This is a genomic window from Microbacterium sp. SGAir0570 (assembly GCF_005491085.2).
Taxonomy (GTDB): domain Bacteria; phylum Actinomycetota; class Actinomycetes; order Actinomycetales; family Microbacteriaceae; genus Microbacterium; species Microbacterium arborescens.
This window is the reverse complement of the sequence record NZ_CP027929.1, coordinates 106,243-121,116: the sequence shown is the minus strand read 5'-3', so window position 1 is coordinate 121,116 and position 14,874 is coordinate 106,243. Positions and strand designations below refer to the sequence as shown.

The window sequence follows — 14,874 nt, the reverse complement described above, 5'->3', positions numbered from 1 at the left end:
CAGCCGCGTGAGCACCCCTGTCGCAGATACCGTCGAGAACGCCACCGCCACTCCGGAGCGTGATCAGCCCTACGGAGCCCTGGGCCTCAAGCCCGACGAGTACGCGAAGATCCGCGAGATCCTCGGCCGCCGCCCCACCTCGGGTGAGCTGGCGATGTACTCGGTCATGTGGAGTGAGCACTGCTCCTACAAGTCGAGCAAGAACTACCTGCGCCGGTTCGGCCAGAAGGTTTCCGACGAGATGAAGACCCGCCTCATGGTCGGCATGGGCCAGAACGCGGGCGTCGTCGACGTCGGTGAGGGCTGGGCGGTCACCTTCAAGGTCGAGTCGCACAACCACCCGAGCTACATCGAGCCGTTCCAGGGCGCCGCGACGGGTGTCGGCGGCATCGTCCGCGACATCATCTCGATGGGCGCGCGGCCCGTCGCCGTCATGGACCAGCTGCGCTTCGGCGCCATCGACCACCCCGACACCGCCCGCGTCGTGCACGGCGTCGTCAGCGGCATCTCGTTCTACGGCAACTGCCTGGGCCTGCCGAACATCGGCGGCGAGACGGTCTTCGACTCGGTCTACCAGGGCAACCCGCTCGTCAACGCCCTCGCGGTGGGCGTCATGCGCCACGAGGACATCAAGCTGGCCAACGCCACCGGCGCCGGCAACAAGGTCGTGCTGTTCGGAGCCCGCACGGGCGGCGACGGCATCGGCGGCGCGTCGATCCTCGCGTCCGACACCTTCGCCGACGGCGGACCCACCAAGCGCCCCGCCGTGCAGGTCGGCGACCCGTTCGCCGAGAAGGTGCTCATCGAGTGCTGCCTCGAGCTGTACGCGGGCGAGCTCGTCGAGGCCATCCAGGACCTTGGCGCGGCCGGCATCTCGTGCGCCACGAGCGAGCTCGCCGCCAACGGCGGATCGGGCATGCGCGTCGACCTCGAGAACGTGCTGCTGCGTGACCCCTCGCTCACGCCCGAGGAGATCCTCATGAGCGAGAGCCAGGAGCGCATGATGGCGATCGTCGCTCCCGAGAAGCTCGACGCGTTCCTCGCCGTCGTCGGCAAGTGGGATGTCGAGACGAGCGTGCTCGGCGAGGTGACCGGCGACGGCCGCCTGCAGATCTTCTGGCACGGCGAGAAGATCGTCGACGTCGACCCCTCGACCGTCGCGGTCGACGGTCCCGTCTACGACCGCCCGGTCGCCTACCCGACCTGGATCGACGGCCTGCAGGCCGACTCGGCGGCATCCCTCCCCCGCGCCACCGACGGCGAGGAGCTCCGCGACCAGTTCCTGCAGCTCGTCGGCAGCCCGAACCTCGCTGACACGAGCTGGATCACCAACCAGTACGACTACTACGTGCTCGGCAACACCGCGCTCAGCTTCCCCGACGACGCCGGCATGATCCGCGTCGACGAGGAGTCGGGCCTCGGCTTCGCGATCGCGACGGACTGCAACGGCCGCTACTGCCAGCTCGACCCGTACGCGGGCGCGCAGCTCGCCCTCGCCGAGGCGTACCGCAACGTCGCCGTCACGGGCGCCGTGCCCACCGCCGTGACCGACTGCCTCAACTTCGGAAGCCCCGAGAACCCCGAGGTCATGTGGCAGTTCGGCCAGGCCGTCGACGGGCTCTCCGACGCGTGCCTCGAGCTCGGCGTGCCGGTGACGGGCGGCAACGTCTCGTTCTACAACCAGACCGGCGACCAGCCGATCTTCCCGACCCCCGTCGTGGGCGTGCTCGGGATCGTCGACGACGTCGCCCGCCGCATCCCGTCGGGCTGGCAGGATGCCGGCGAGAACATCTACCTGCTCGGCACGACCGCCGAGGAGCTCGACGGCTCGGCCTGGGCCGACACGATCCACGGCCACCTCGGCGGACGACCCCCGAAGGTCGACCTCGCCGCCGAGAAGCGTCTGGCCGGCCTCATCCAGGCCGCGTCGCAGCAGGGACTCATCTCGGCCGCGCACGACCTGTCGACCGGCGGCCTCGGCCAGGCCCTCGCCGAGGCGACGACCCGCTTCGGCGTCGGCGCCCGCGTCTGGCTCAGCGAGATCGTCGAGCGCGACGGCGTCGATGTCGCGACCGCGCTGTTCAGCGAGTCGACCGGCCGCGTCATCGTCTCGGTGCCGCGCGAGGAGGACGTGAAGTTCCGCGGCCTGTGCGAGGGCCGCGACTACCCCGTCATCCGCATCGGCGTGACGGATGCCGCCGAGGGCGTCGAGTCGGTGCTCGACATCCAGGGCCTGTTCTCGGTGCCCGTCGCCGAGATCCGCGCCACGTCGCGCGCGACCCTGCCCGCCGCCTTCGGCGACATCGTCGACGAGGTGCCGACGTCATGAGCGCGGCATGAGCGGGCGCGACCTGACGCCGCAGGGCGAGGACGACGAGTACGCCGGCTTCGCGCGCGGGCGCTCGCGTCGCCTGCGCGTGACCGCGTGGGTCGCGATCGTCTCGCTCATCCTCGTGGGCGGCGGCTCGACGGTCTTCGCGCTGCTCTTCGGCTGATACATCCGTAGGACCCGTGGGGCTGGTGCGGCCTCACGGCGGGTTCGACCGTACACCAGCACCACCAGTCCGACAGGTGTATCCCCAGCTGGCTCGAAGACGCGGCGCGTCGAGGTGCGTAGGCTGAAGAAGTGGATCCGATCCTCGCCCTCGCGGCCGAGTGGTGGTGGATCGCGCCGGCGGGAGCCAGCGCGGGCGCCCTCGGCTGGGCCGGCCTGCGCCGGGGACGGCCGTCGCAGCGTCGCCTCGAGCTCGATGCCGCCCAGCTGGACCTCCGCCGCGCGCAGCAGGGCGTCACCCATGCCCGCGCGCAGCTGAAGGTCGCGCGCGCCGAGCTGATGCGCGCGCAGGCCGAGAAGGCGACGCCCCGGGCGACCGCGGGTGCGGTGCCCGAGGCCCGTCGTCGCCTGCAGATCGCCGAGCGCCAGGCACGGGCCGCCGTCGCCGAGCTGAAGGCGCGGCGCGCAGGCGTACAGGCCGCGCGCGCGATGATGCCCGCGTCGCGCAAGGAGGTCGACCGGATGCCGCTGGCCCGGCTGATGGCCGAGCACGACGCACTGCTGGCGCGGTGGATGGACTACGAGACCGATGCCGCGAAGGCCATCGGATTCCCGATGATGCTCGACGCCCGCTGGCCGCCGATGGACCTCTTCCTGCGCGAGCACCAGCAGGCGTCGTGGCTGCGACCGGCCTCGCGCGAGGTTCGCATGGCTCCGGGCGACTACAGCGCCTATCGCGAAGCCGTCCGGCGCGCTACCCATGCCTTCGACGCCGCGGAGCGCGCCGCGCGGCAGGGCACGCCTCGCGAGCTTCCCGAGCCCGACGACCGTTCGCCCGATTGGGCCGAGGTCGCGCAAGACCTCCTTGACAACGCGCAACGCGCCATCACCCGGTCGACCGAGATGTGGAACCGGATGCGGCGCGACCGCCCGTCGCGCGGCGACCGGCCGGAGTGACGAAACCCCCGGGAGCAGCTCCCGGGGGTTTCGTCGTCACTCAGACGAGGTCAGCTGGTCTGCAGACCGTCGACCTGGCTGCCGTACTCCTCGAGCCAGGCTGTGATCGCCTCGGCTTCCTTGCCCTCGCCGTACTGATTCACGACCATGTCCTCGAGCGCGGCGTACTGCTCGTCGTCGAGCTTGATCTTGCCGATCAGCTCGGCGGCCTCGGGGTGCTCGTCGGCGAAGCCGGACGTCGCGAGGAAGTGCAGCGCCTCGGTGTCGCCCATCGCGCCGCGCGGGTCTTCGAGGTCCTTGAGACCGTAGCGCTCGTTGGCCCAGAACGGACGCCACGAGGTCACGACGATGTCGCGCTGCGCAGCGATCGCGGTGTCGAGCTCGGTGAGCATCGCCGCGGTCGACGAGGTGACGAGCTCGTACGTGCCGTCGAGGCCGTACTCGGGGATCATCGACTCCTGGGTCTGCTTGGTCAGCCCGGCGCCCGGCTCGATGCCGTAGATCTGCCCGCCGAAGCGGTCGGCGTTCGCAGCCAGGTCCTCGATTGAGGTGATGTCGACGTACTCGGGCACGGCGATCGTGAGCTTGGCGTTGTCGTAGTACGCGCCGAGGTCGTCGATCTGGTCGCCGTAGCGCTCCATGTACGAGGCGTGGGTGAGCTCGGGCCAGGCCGACGGGTAGATGTCGACGTCGCCCTGCGCGAGACCGGCGTAGAGCGGGCCCGCCTCGGTGAGCTCCTGCATCTCGACGGTGTAGCCGAGCTGCTCGAGCTGGTTCTCGAGCAGGTACGCCGTGCTGAGGCCGTCGGTCCACGAGGGCAGGTAGCCCAGCGTGATGGTGCCCTTGCTGTCGCCGCTCTCGCCAGAGCCGCCTTCGGCCTGGTTACCGCTCGCGCAGCCGGCGAGGGCCAGGGATGCCGCGGCGCCGAGCGCCACGATCCCGGTGAGGTGTCGCTTGTTCATCGTGTGCCTTCCGTATGGATTCATTCGTTCCGTATGGGTGGTGCAGGGAGGATACGTTCGGGATGCCGCGGCTCACGCAGCCGGGGCGAGCTCGCGCTTCTCCGCGGCGGTCGCGGCGGCGGCCGCGGTGCGACGGCGGCCGATCACGCCGAGGATCGAGCCCTTCTGGCCCTTCATGTCACCGAGGGCCGAGGTCAGGCGGTCGAGGTAGATCGCGAGAATGACGACGCTGAGGCCCGCCTCGACACCCGTGCCGATGTTGACGGTCGACATCGCCTGGACGATCTCCTTGCCGAGGCCGGGAGCACCGGCGATACCGGCGATGACGGCCATCGAGAGCGCGAGCATGATCACCTGGTTGACGCCCGTCATGATCGTCGGCATCGCGAGGGGCAGCTGCACGCCCCGCAGGATCTGCCCTGGCGTCGCGCCGAACGCGTGCCCGGCCTCGACGGTCTCGGAGTCGACGCTGCGGATGCCGAGCTCGGTCAGACGCACGCCCGGCGGCAGCGCGAAGATGACGGTCGCGACCAGACCCGGCACGAAGCCGATGCTGAAGAACACGATCGCGGGGATGAGGTAGACGAACCCCGGCATCGCCTGCATCAGGTCGAGGACGGGCTTGATGATCGCGCTGAAGCGGTCGCTGCGCGCAGCGAGGATGCCGAGCGGAACGGCGATGACGACGGCGATGAGCGTCGCGATGACGACGAGTGCGAGCGTCTGCATCGCGGTGACCCACTGGCCGACGCCGAGAATGATCGCGAACGAGATCGCGGTGCCGATCGCGAACTTCCACGAGCGCAGGAACCAGCCCAGCAGCGCCGCGATGACGATGACGACGACGATCGGTGCGCTCAGCAGCAGGTCGGCGAGCGAGCCGACCAGCCAGCCGACCGCGGTCGAGACCGCGCCGAGCAGCCAGGAGAGGTTGTCGCGGATCCAGTCGACCGCGACCTCGGCCCACTGGCCGAGCGGAATGCGGAACCCATCCATCAGCGCACCTCCCCGTTCTGGAGGGCGGCGCCGTCGACGGCGGTCGCCTCCGCGAGCACCTCATCGATCGCGGCCTGCGGCATCGGCTGCAGCGGGATCGTGATCTCCTCCGTCGCGCCGGGCCCGGGGCCGAGGGCGGCGAGCAGGGTGATGCGGGGGATGACGCCGACGAGGCGCCCCTCCGCGTCGGTCACGGCGAGCGGCAGCGGCGACTCGACGGCCGGGACGAAGAGGTTCATGAGCACCTCGTCCTGGCCGACGGTCTGCGGCGCGGGCTTGATGACCGAAGACAGCGCCGACTCGCCGCGGCGGACGAGCTTGACGGCGTCGCGGTCGGTGACGACACCGAGCAGTTTGCGGTCGCGCCCGACGACGTAGGCCGCCGACATGAAGGCATCCCGCATCTGTTTGAGGGCCACGCGAGGACCGGCGGATTCGGCGACGACGGGGCGCGGCCGCTCCATGACGTTCGCGGCCGTGAGGACGCGGGCGCGGTCGACGTCTTGCACGAACTGCTCGACGTAGTCGTTCGCCGGGTCGGTGAGGATGTCTTCGGGCGTGCCGATCTGCACGATGCGGCCGTCGCGCATGACCGCGATGCGGTCGCCGAGGAACATGGCCTCGTTGAGGTCGTGCGTGATGAAGATGATCGTCTTCTGCAGCTTCTGCTGCAGTTCGAGCAGCTGCTCCTGCATCTCGCGCCGGATGAGCGGGTCGAGCGCGCTGAAGGCCTCGTCCATGAGCAGGATGTCGCTGTCGGCGGCGAGCGCGCGGGCGATGCCGACGCGCTGCTGCATTCCGCCGGAGAGCGCCGACGGCAGCTTGTCGCCCCAGCCTTCGAGCCCGACGAGGGCGAGGATCTCCTCGGCCTTCGCGAGGCGCTCGACCTTGCCGACGCCGCGAAGCTCGAGCGGGTAGGCGACGTTGGCGGCGACGGTCCGGTGCGGGAGCAGGGCGAAGTGCTGGAAGACCATCGCGATGCACTCGCGACGGATGCTGCGCAACCGGGCGGGCGCGACATCGGTGATCGAGTCGCCCTTCACGGTGATCGTTCCTGCGGTGGCGTCGTGCAGGCCGTTGAGCATGCGGATGAGGGTCGACTTCCCCGAGCCGGACAGGCCCATGATGACGAAGATCTCGCCGGGCTGGACGGTGAAGGAGGCGTCGATGACGGCGGCGGTCCCGGCGTCGGAGATCTCGTTGCGCTGGGCGCCGGCCCGCAGCTTCTCGACGACGGACTTCGGGTTGCGCCCGAAGACCTTGTACAGATTCTTGGCTTCGAGAGCGGGGGACGTCTTTTCCCCCGAAGAAGACGGACTGGTCACAGGTCACCTCGGCAGCCGGTGCAGGCTGCATCGGTTACGCCCGGGTGGCGACCTCTCGGCGCGTCTCGCGACGGCGTCTCGGCTGCGGATGTCGGACCCACGAGCACAGGCCGCCGACCATACGCTCGCCGGTCTGGAACCTCAGGAGATTGCCACCAGCGACCGCGGACTGGTCGGGTAGTGGCCCGCGGAGGGCCTGATCCAACGTTTCACGTTCACAGGGAGGTCGCAAATCGAACCGAGGATTTGACCGCTGACCGGCCATTCGGATAAACGCGCGCGCACGCGCCCGAATGGACAGTCGACTCACAGACAACTGTATGTGCAGTGCACGTACAGTTACGGCATGACCCGTACGACGTCCCGCACCGTCACCCCTGTCACCCGCGGAGAGATCGACGTGGCGGCGGACCTGCTGACCCGCGCGTTCGCGAACGATGCCCCCACGCGCGCGCTGCTGCAGGAGCGCGCGCACGACGAGCGAGCGCGCCACCGCCTGTTCCGCGCCATCCTGCTGGGCGGCCCGTTGCAGAACGGCACCGTGGACGGCGTTCGCGATCCCGATACCGGGACGCTCATCGGGGTGGCCGTGTGGTCGCGTCCGGGCGACACCGGCATGCGCACGGCCGCCCTGCCCGAGTACGCCCGAGCGATCGGGATCGGGGGCCTCGCGCGCGCCCTCCGCGTGTCCGACGCGATCGACTCCCACCGGCCCGCCGTCCCGCACTGGTACCTCAAGGCGGTCGGCGTCGCGCCCGACGCGGTCGGCGGCGGCATCGGGGGAACCCTGCTGGCAGCTCGGCTCGAGCTGATCGACACCCAGGGCTCTCCCTCCTACCTTGAGTCGTCGAACGACCGCACGACCGCGCTGTACCGCCGGCACGGCTTTGTTCCGCTCACGCGGCTGCCCTGGCCCGACGGCGCCGGCCCGCTCGCGATGTGGCGAGCCGGTAACACCGCGGCGAGTGGAGCACCCCGTGCGGCCGAGTAACCGCGAGCTCATCATCGACGCGGCCGTCGAGCTGTTCGCGACCTCCGGGGCCGAATCGGTCACCTACGACGACCTGGCGGCGCAGACCGGTCTCACCAAGAGCGGCATCGTCTATCACTTCGCGACGCGGCAGCTGATCCTCGAGGCTGTCGCGGGCCGGTTGATCGACGGCTGGGCCGAGGCGGCGGCATCCCATGCGGCCGACGAACCCGACGATCCCCCGCACAGATTCGCCGCGTTCGTGGCCGGCATGCTCGAAGGAGACGCCACACCGGCCGAGCTGCGCCTCGCGGTCGAGACCATCGGCGGGCGGCGGATGCACGACGAATGGCATCGCATCCGGGCGCACTGGCTGCAGCCGGACGACGCCACACCCGCGCAGCTGACCGCCGTGGCAGCGGCACTGGGGCTGTGGGTGAGCCGGGCGACGGGGTTCCTCGACTTCGACGCGGTTCAGCGCGCGGCGATCGAGCAATCGATCCGGCAGCTCGCGGCTCCCGGCGACTGAGACTCAGTCGGCGATGTCCTCGGCCGCGATGCGGTGGTGGCGGATCACCTCGGCGACCACGAACCCGAACCACTTCTGAGCGAACTCGGGGTCGAGATCCGCCTCCTCGGCGAGACGACGCAGCCGGGCGATCTGCCGCTCCTCCCGACCAGGATCGGAGGCCGGCATGCCGTGCGTCGCCTTGAGCTCGCCGACCTGCTTCGTGCAGCGGAACCGTTCGGCCAGCATGAAGACGAGCGCGGCGTCGATGTTGTCGATGCTCGCGCGCAGGCGATGGAGTTCGGTCGTGGCGTCGGTCATGGTGGCTCCTCCCCCGCCGACCCTATCTGCTCGACGGCCTCCGCCCCGCCCCTCACGGAGCGCCGACCCCGCCTCTAGAGTGTGACCATGACGAAGCCTCGCTCGACCGGCCCCGCGCCCGCGGACCCCACCGTCCCCGTCTCCGAGCAGGCCACACGCGACCAGCCCATCTGGGGCGCGCTCTCCCGCCCGTTCGCCGCGGGCTTCTTCCTGGCGCTCGGCGCTCTCGCCGCGATCGTGCTCGGCCTGGCGATCTCGAGCCTGTCGACGGTCCTCATCTACGTCGCGATCGCCCTGTTCGTCGCCCTCGCGCTCGACCCGGTCGTGCGATTCCTCGTGCGCCGCGGCATCCCGCGAGCGTGGGGCATCGTGATCACGTTCGCCGCGCTCGCGCTCATCATCGCCGGCATCCTGTGGGTCGTCCTGCCGCCGGTCGTGCGCCAGGTCGAGCAGTTCGCGAAGGACGTGCCGAACATTGTCAACGATGTGCTGAAGAGCGAGACGGTCCGATGGGCCGAAGACACCTTCGGCGACAGCCTGAGCGACGTGATCAATGAGGTGCAGAGCTTCGTCACCAACCCCTCCAACATCGCCGCGATCGGCGGCGGCCTGCTGCAGGTCGGCGTCAACGTGGTGACCGCTATCTCGGGCTCGATCATCGTGCTCGTGCTGAGCCTGTACTTCCTCGCGTCGCTGCCCCGCATGAAGAACGCGCTCGTGCGCATCTCGCCGGCCCGGTCACGGGCCACGGTCGCCGACATGACCCGCCAGATCACCGAGTCGATCGGCGGTTACCTGTCGGGCATGGTCGTGCTCGCGCTCATGAACGCGACGTTCGCCTTCATCGTGCTCACCATCCTCGGCGTCCCGTTCGCGGCCCTCATGGCCGTGCTCGCTTTCGCGATCACCCTGATCCCCCTCGTCGGAACGGTGATCTTCTGGGTGGGCGCCTCCGTCATCACCCTGTTGACGAATCCGACTGCGCCGGTGCAGGCGATCATCTTCGCAGCCGTGTATCTCCTCTACATGCAGGTCGAGGCATACGTCCTGACGCCGCGGGTCATGAACCGCACGGTCTCGGTGCCCGGCTCACTCGTCGTCATCGGCGCGCTGGTCGGCGGCACGCTGCTCGGCCTGCTCGGCGCCCTCGTCGCGATCCCCGTCACCGCGTCGATCCTGCTGATCATCAACCAGATCGTCATCCCGCGTCAGGACGCCAAGAAGCTGCCCCACTGAGCCCCGCGGCGGGGCACGCGATCACGCGACCGGCAGGATGCAGGTCGGGCTCGGCGCTGTCACGCGGTGGCGCACGCGACCGGGCACGCCGGTCCGGGGGTCACGTGTCATCGACACGACCTCGCTCGAGAGCTGCCCGGCGACGAGCAGGGTGTCGCGCACGACGACGTGGTGGCGCGGCCAGTCGACGCCCGCATCGACGAGCGCGAGCTGCTCGAGCCGGTCGCCGGCGTCGCGCACGCGCAGCACACCGAGGGTGTTGCTGCCACGGACACCGGCATAGATGGCCTCGCCGTCCGGCGTCATGGCGATCTCCGCGGCGGTGTCGTCGTCGAGAGCGCCGAGAAGGCCGGTCGCCGATAGCATCCGCCATCGCCCCTCACGGTCGGCACCGAGCACGAACACCTCGCGCGAGAGTTCCGTGAGCACGTACAGGTGGCCGCTCGGGTGCCAGAGCGTGTGGCGCGGCCCGCTGCCCAGCGGCAGGGCGACCTGCTCGACGAGCCGGAGCCCGCGCGGGCTGTCACGCCAGAAACGCAGGAGGTCGAGGCCCATGTCGGTCGTGACGATGAGGCCGCCCGGCAGGTACCGCGCCTGGTGAGATCGCGACGGACGCGGGGCTTCGGCATCCTGATCGGGACCGGGATGCGGCGCGGCGGGCGCGTCGGAGCCGGGCACCAGATGGGCGAACTCGGGACCGGCCGCCTCTCGGAGCGCCCGCGCAGCGGCGGCCAGGTCGATGTCGTCCACCGTGGGCTCGGCCGGTGCGTCGGGCCCATACGGGTCGACGGCGGCGGGCGCGATCACGGGCGCTGACGGGATGCCGGCGGCGTCGACGCTCATGCGGACGACGCGGCCGTCGCTCCAGCAGCTCGCGACGAGCGATGCTCCGTCGGGGGCGACGGCTACGTGGCACACCGCCTCGCCCGCCGCGACGGGGCGGCCGAGCGGCGTCCACGCGTCGAGGCCGGTGCGCCGGTAGGCCTGCACCTCGCCACGGAACTCGAGAGCCGCGTAGACGACGTCGAGGCGCGGGTGGCGGGCCACCCACGACGGCGACGACGCGGCGACGACCTCGGGCCGCAGCGAGAGCTGACCGTCCGCGGTGGCACCGTCGGGATCGCCGGCGTGCAGCAGCCCGATGCCGGCGGCTTCGCCGCCCATGTCGGCGGTGTAGCCGCCGAGCAGCAGCCGCACGTCAGTCGACGAGGTCGTGGCGGACGATGACGGCGTCGCGGGCGGGCCCGACACCGATCACCGAGATGCGGGTGCCGCTCATCTTCTCGAGGGCCAGCACGTACTCCTGGGCCGCGGTGGGGAGGTCGTCGAACGTGCGCGCCGTCGAGATGTCCTCCTTCCAGCCGGGGAAGTACTCGAGGATCGGCTTGGCGTGGTGGAAGTCGGACTGGTTGACCGGAACCTCGTCGAACCGCTCGCCGTCGACGTCGTACGCGACGCAGACCGGGATGCGGTCGAGCCCCGTGAGGATGTCGAGCTTGGTGAGCACGAGGTCGGTGATGCCGTTGATCCGCGTGGCGTAGCGGGTGATCGGGGCGTCGTACCAGCCGACCCGGCGGGGACGGCCGGTCGTCGTGCCGAACTCGAACCCGCGCGAGCGGAGGAAGTCGCCGTTCTCGTCGAACAGCTCGGTCGGGAACGGACCCGAGCCGACGCGCGTCGTGTATGCCTTGACGATGCCGACGATACGGTCGAGGCGGTTGGGGCCGACGCCCGATCCGGTTGCGGCGCCACCGGCGGTGGCCGACGACGACGTGACGAAGGGGTACGTGCCGTGGTCGACGTCGAGCATGGTGGCCTGGCCGCCCTCGAAGACGACCACGTCGCCGTTGTCGAGCGCCTCACTCAGCAGCAGGCCAGTATCGCAGACCATCGGACGCAGGCGATCGGCGTACGAGAGCAGGTCTTCGACGATCTCATCGGCGGTGATCGCGCGACGGTTGAAGACCTTGACCAGCAGGTGGTTCTTCTGGTCGAGGGCGCCCTCGACCTTCTGCCGCAGGATGTTCTCGTCGAAGAGGTCCTGCACGCGGATGCCGACGCGGTTGATCTTGTCGGCGTAGGCCGGCCCGATGCCGCGGCCGGTGGTGCCGATCTGACGCTTGCCGAGGAAGCGCTCGGTCACCTTGTCGAGCGTGCGGTGATACTGCGTGATCAGGTGCGCGTTGGCGCTGACCTTGAGGCGCGAGATGTCGAGCCCGCGCGCCGACAGCGCCTCGAGCTCGGCGAACAGCACCTCGAGGTCGACGACGACGCCGTTGCCGATGACGGCGTTGACGCCCGGCGAGAGGATGCCGCTCGGCAGCAGGTGCAGGGCGTACTTCTCGTCACCGATGACGACGGTGTGCCCGGCGTTGTTGCCGCCGTTGAACTTGACGACCCAGTCGGTGCGGTCGCCCAACAGGTCGGTGGCCTTGCCCTTGCCCTCGTCGCCCCACTGGACGCCGACGATGACGATTCCCGGCATGCGGATCTCCCTTTCTGTCGAGGAGGGATTGCACCCCATCCTATCGACACGGACGCAACCCCCTTACGGAGATCGCGGCGCGCGCGCCAGGGTGATGGCGCAGATCGGATGTATCGATCAGACACGCAAGGAGGAGGGTCTCATGCACCACCGGCTCGCCGCAGCGGTCGGCGCGGTCCTGTTGCTGCTGACATCGTCGTTCGCGCTCGCGGGGTGCGGGCTGTCGATCCCGACCGACCCGTCGGGCACGCTCGCCTCGGTCGAGGGCGGCACACTGCGGGCCGGGGTCTCCCCCGACGGCGAGTGGGTGCAGGTCGACGGCGACGAGCCGCAGGGCAGCGAGCCGGACGCGATCCGGGCCTTCGCCGAGTCACTCGACGCCGACGTGGAATGGACCGTCGGGTCGGAGGAGGCTCTGGTGCGCGAGCTCGAGAACGGCGGGCTCGACCTCATCGCCGGCGGCATCACCGACCAGACGCCGTGGACCGACAAGGCGGGGGTCACCCGCCCCTACGCCGAAGCGACGGCGAAGGACGGCAGCACGCTCAAGGTCGTCATGCTCGTGCCGCTCGGCGAGAACGCGTTCCTCTCGCGCCTCGAGACGTTCCTCTCGGAGCGGGCGAAGGCGGGCGAGCTGTGAACCGGTCGGAGGTGCGCTTCGGGCAGACCGAGCTCCCGCAGCGTCAGGTCGAGGCGCTGCGCCGCGCGGTGCGGCTCGAGTGGATCACCATCGGGTTCCTCGCGGTGACGGTGACCCTCGTCTTCCTCGTGCTCGGCAATTCGCAGGCGATGAAGGCGGCGTGGATCGAGGACCTGCTGTCGTTCATCCCGCCGCTGGCGTTCCTCATCGCTATCCGGGTCAACCGTCGACGGCCGACGCTCCAGCATCCGTACGGCTATCACCGCTCGGTCGGGGTCGGCCACCTGGTCGCGGCCGTGGCCCTGACCACGATGGGCACCTACCTGATCGTCGAGTCGGGGATCGGGCTGCTGAGCGGCGAACACCCGACGATCGGGACGGTCGAGCTGTTCGGCGCGTCGATCTGGCTCGGGTGGCTCATGATCGGCGTCATGGCGATGACCGCCGTGCCGCCCGTCCTCCTCGGGCGCGCGAAGCTCAAGCTGGCGCGTGAGCTGCACAACAAGGTGCTCTACGCGGATGCCGACATGAACAAAGCCGACTGGATGACGGCCGTCGGCTCGATCGTCGGCGTCACCGGCATCGGGCTCGGGTTGTGGTGGCTCGACGCGGCGGCGGCGCTGTTCATCGCGTCGGGCATCCTGCGCGACGGACTGAAGAACCTGCGGGCCGCGATCGTCGATCTCATGGACGCGCGCGCCACGACGTTCGACGAGGCCGAGCCCCATCCGCTCGCGGGCGAGATCGACGCGTACCTCGCAGGTCTGCCCTGGGTGTCGGCTGTCGGCAGCCGGGTGCGCGACGAGGGGCACGTGTTCCACGTCGAGTCGTTCGTCGTGCCGCGCGACGGGCGCATGCCGAGCCTCGACGAGCTGGAGGCTGCCCGCGAAGGCTGCGTCGAGCTCGACTGGAAGGTGCAGGACATCGTGCTCGTGCCCGTCCGCGAACTGCCGATCGTCGTGCCGGTCAGCGAGTGACGAGCTCGTGCAGCGCTGTGACGACATCCGGTCGGCCGACGATGACCAGGTCGCCGTCTGCGGAGGTCCAGGATGCCGCGCCCGCCTCGGTCGCGATGAGCGCGCCGCCGACGAGGTCCCAGATCTCGTTGCGGTAGGCCACGAGGGCGCCGAGCCCGCCCGTCACGAGCAGCGCCCAGTCGGACGACGGCGCCCAGCTGCGCAGCACCCGCTTCGTGCGGCGCTCGAGGCGGTCGAACAGCTGGTTGCGGCGCGGGTCGTCATGACCGACGCCGTAACCCTGCGTGAAGGCGACGGTCGCGTGAGCGAGCGCGCCCTCCGCGTCGACGCGGAGGCGGTCGGCGGCGGCTCCGGCGTCGGGTGCAGCGTCGGCGACGAACGCCCCGCGGCCCTCGATGGCCCAGAAGGTGCGGTGGCGCGGTGAATCGTGCACGACAGCCATGACCGGTCGCTCGTGGTGGCAGAGCGTGATGCAGACGCCGTACACGTCGAGTCCCAGCACGTAGTTGTGCGTGCCGTCGAGCGGGTCGATCAGCCAGCGCCACTCGCTGCCTTCCGCGCCCTGCTCGCCGCCTTCCTCGCCGAGGATCGCGTGATCCGGGTACTCGCGACGGAGGGCCGCGGCGATCCGGCGCTCGGCCTCGCGATCGACGTGCGTCACCAGGTCGGCGCCGTCGCCCTTCGCGTGGACGCGGGCGGTCGCCCGCTCTGCGACGGCGAAGTCACCGACCTCCCGGGCGAGGGCGATGGCGAGGTCTGCGGCGCGCTGGAGATCCATCCATCTGACGCTAGCGGGCGCCACCGACGATGAAAACTCGCCAAAAGTGGCCGAGAACACCAGTGGCCCATTGAGTGCATATCCCGACGCCGGTAAATTCCCGCACCACGGGGCGCAAAATGTGCGTCTTATTCCGAAAACTCCGAGGCCGGATATCGGCAGAAAGGAGCGAGCATGGATGCCATCGCTGACCTCATCGAAGCGCGACACCTGGATCAGCTGAAG

General features: G+C 70.1%; 15 protein-coding genes. 8 read left to right on the top strand and 7 right to left on the bottom strand.

Annotation, left to right across the window (positions count from 1 at the left end; translation table 11 throughout):
* The first annotated feature begins 7 nt into the window (after positions 1-7).
* The 3 genes from purL to C1N74_RS00595 all read left to right on the top strand — a co-directional run bounded on the left by purL (position 8) and on the right by C1N74_RS00595 (position 3,451).
* On the top strand, positions 8-2,329 hold the full coding sequence (gene purL / locus C1N74_RS00600) for a phosphoribosylformylglycinamidine synthase subunit PurL (protein ID WP_064955230.1): 2,322 nt from the start codon (positions 8-10) through the stop codon (positions 2,327-2,329).
* Between the two features lie 7 nt (positions 2,330-2,336).
* A complete protein-coding gene (locus C1N74_RS16345) occupies positions 2,337-2,495 on the top strand; it encodes a hypothetical protein (protein ID WP_023953252.1) in 159 nt (52 codons plus the stop codon).
* A 131-nt stretch (positions 2,496-2,626) separates the two neighbouring features.
* Positions 2,627-3,451, top strand: a complete 825-nt coding sequence (locus C1N74_RS00595) for a hypothetical protein (RefSeq protein ID WP_137749744.1) — start codon at positions 2,627-2,629, stop codon at positions 3,449-3,451.
* A gap of 50 nt (positions 3,452-3,501) precedes the next feature.
* Here C1N74_RS00595 and C1N74_RS00590 read toward each other — a convergent pair whose 3' ends face one another.
* The 3 genes from C1N74_RS00590 to C1N74_RS00580 all read right to left on the bottom strand — a co-directional run bounded on the left by C1N74_RS00590 (position 3,502) and on the right by C1N74_RS00580 (position 6,734).
* Positions 3,502-4,413: a glycine betaine ABC transporter substrate-binding protein gene (locus tag C1N74_RS00590; RefSeq protein WP_023953254.1), complete on the bottom strand. Its 912-nt coding sequence runs from the start codon at positions 4,411-4,413 to the stop codon at positions 3,502-3,504.
* A 72-nt stretch (positions 4,414-4,485) separates the two neighbouring features.
* Positions 4,486-5,409 (bottom strand): proline/glycine betaine ABC transporter permease, encoded by a 924-nt coding sequence (locus C1N74_RS00585; protein ID WP_023953255.1) that lies wholly within the window; start codon positions 5,407-5,409, stop codon positions 4,486-4,488.
* Positions 5,409-6,734 carry a glycine betaine/L-proline ABC transporter ATP-binding protein gene (locus C1N74_RS00580; protein ID WP_137749743.1) on the bottom strand — a complete coding sequence of 442 codons (1,326 nt, stop codon included), beginning with the start codon at positions 6,732-6,734 and terminating at the stop codon, positions 5,409-5,411. The genes C1N74_RS00585 and C1N74_RS00580 overlap by 1 nt, the downstream gene beginning before the upstream one ends.
* Before the next feature lie 346 nt (positions 6,735-7,080).
* Between C1N74_RS00580 and C1N74_RS00575 the strand changes: the two genes are divergently transcribed.
* Both C1N74_RS00575 and C1N74_RS00570 read left to right on the top strand, forming a co-directional pair.
* Positions 7,081-7,725 carry an N-acetyltransferase gene (locus tag C1N74_RS00575; RefSeq protein ID WP_181405565.1) on the top strand — a complete coding sequence of 215 codons (645 nt, stop codon included), beginning with the start codon at positions 7,081-7,083 and terminating at the stop codon, positions 7,723-7,725.
* The gene (locus C1N74_RS00570) at positions 7,712-8,233 is read left to right on the top strand and encodes a TetR/AcrR family transcriptional regulator (RefSeq protein ID WP_023953261.1); all 522 of its coding nucleotides are present in this window, start codon (positions 7,712-7,714) and stop codon (positions 8,231-8,233) included. The genes C1N74_RS00575 and C1N74_RS00570 overlap by 14 nt, the downstream gene beginning before the upstream one ends.
* 3 nt (positions 8,234-8,236) lie before the next feature.
* Here the strand turns inward: C1N74_RS00570 and C1N74_RS00565 are convergent, their stop codons facing one another.
* Positions 8,237-8,533, bottom strand: a complete 297-nt coding sequence (locus tag C1N74_RS00565) for a chorismate mutase (RefSeq protein ID WP_023953263.1) — start codon at positions 8,531-8,533, stop codon at positions 8,237-8,239.
* A gap of 87 nt (positions 8,534-8,620) precedes the next feature.
* On the opposite strand from C1N74_RS00565, the gene C1N74_RS00560 reads away from it, so the two are divergent.
* Positions 8,621-9,769 (top strand): AI-2E family transporter, encoded by a 1,149-nt coding sequence (locus C1N74_RS00560; protein WP_023953265.1) that lies wholly within the window; start codon positions 8,621-8,623, stop codon positions 9,767-9,769.
* A 21-nt stretch (positions 9,770-9,790) separates the two neighbouring features.
* Here the strand turns inward: C1N74_RS00560 and C1N74_RS00555 are convergent, their stop codons facing one another.
* A complete protein-coding gene (locus C1N74_RS00555) occupies positions 9,791-10,966 on the bottom strand; it encodes a beta-propeller fold lactonase family protein (protein ID WP_137750921.1) in 1,176 nt (391 codons plus the stop codon).
* A 1-nt stretch (position 10,967) separates the two neighbouring features.
* Complete coding sequence (locus tag C1N74_RS00550; protein ID WP_023953269.1) at positions 10,968-12,254, bottom strand: adenylosuccinate synthase; 1,287 nt, start codon at positions 12,252-12,254, stop codon at positions 10,968-10,970.
* 142 nt (positions 12,255-12,396) lie between these two features.
* Here C1N74_RS00550 and C1N74_RS16545 point away from each other — a divergent pair, with 142 nt between their 5' ends.
* Together C1N74_RS16545 and C1N74_RS00545 are read left to right on the top strand one after the other, a co-directional pair.
* Complete coding sequence (locus C1N74_RS16545; RefSeq protein ID WP_071919461.1) at positions 12,397-12,894, top strand: transporter substrate-binding domain-containing protein; 498 nt, start codon at positions 12,397-12,399, stop codon at positions 12,892-12,894.
* On the top strand, positions 12,891-13,871 hold the full coding sequence (locus C1N74_RS00545; protein ID WP_258317957.1) for a cation diffusion facilitator family transporter: 981 nt from the start codon (positions 12,891-12,893) through the stop codon (positions 13,869-13,871). Before C1N74_RS16545 ends, C1N74_RS00545 begins: the two co-directional genes overlap by 4 nt.
* Here the strand turns inward: C1N74_RS00545 and C1N74_RS00540 are convergent.
* Positions 13,861-14,649 (bottom strand): inositol monophosphatase family protein, encoded by a 789-nt coding sequence (locus tag C1N74_RS00540; RefSeq protein ID WP_137749739.1) that lies wholly within the window; start codon positions 14,647-14,649, stop codon positions 13,861-13,863. The genes C1N74_RS00545 and C1N74_RS00540 overlap by 11 nt on opposite strands.
* Between the last annotated feature and the right edge of the window lie 225 nt (positions 14,650-14,874).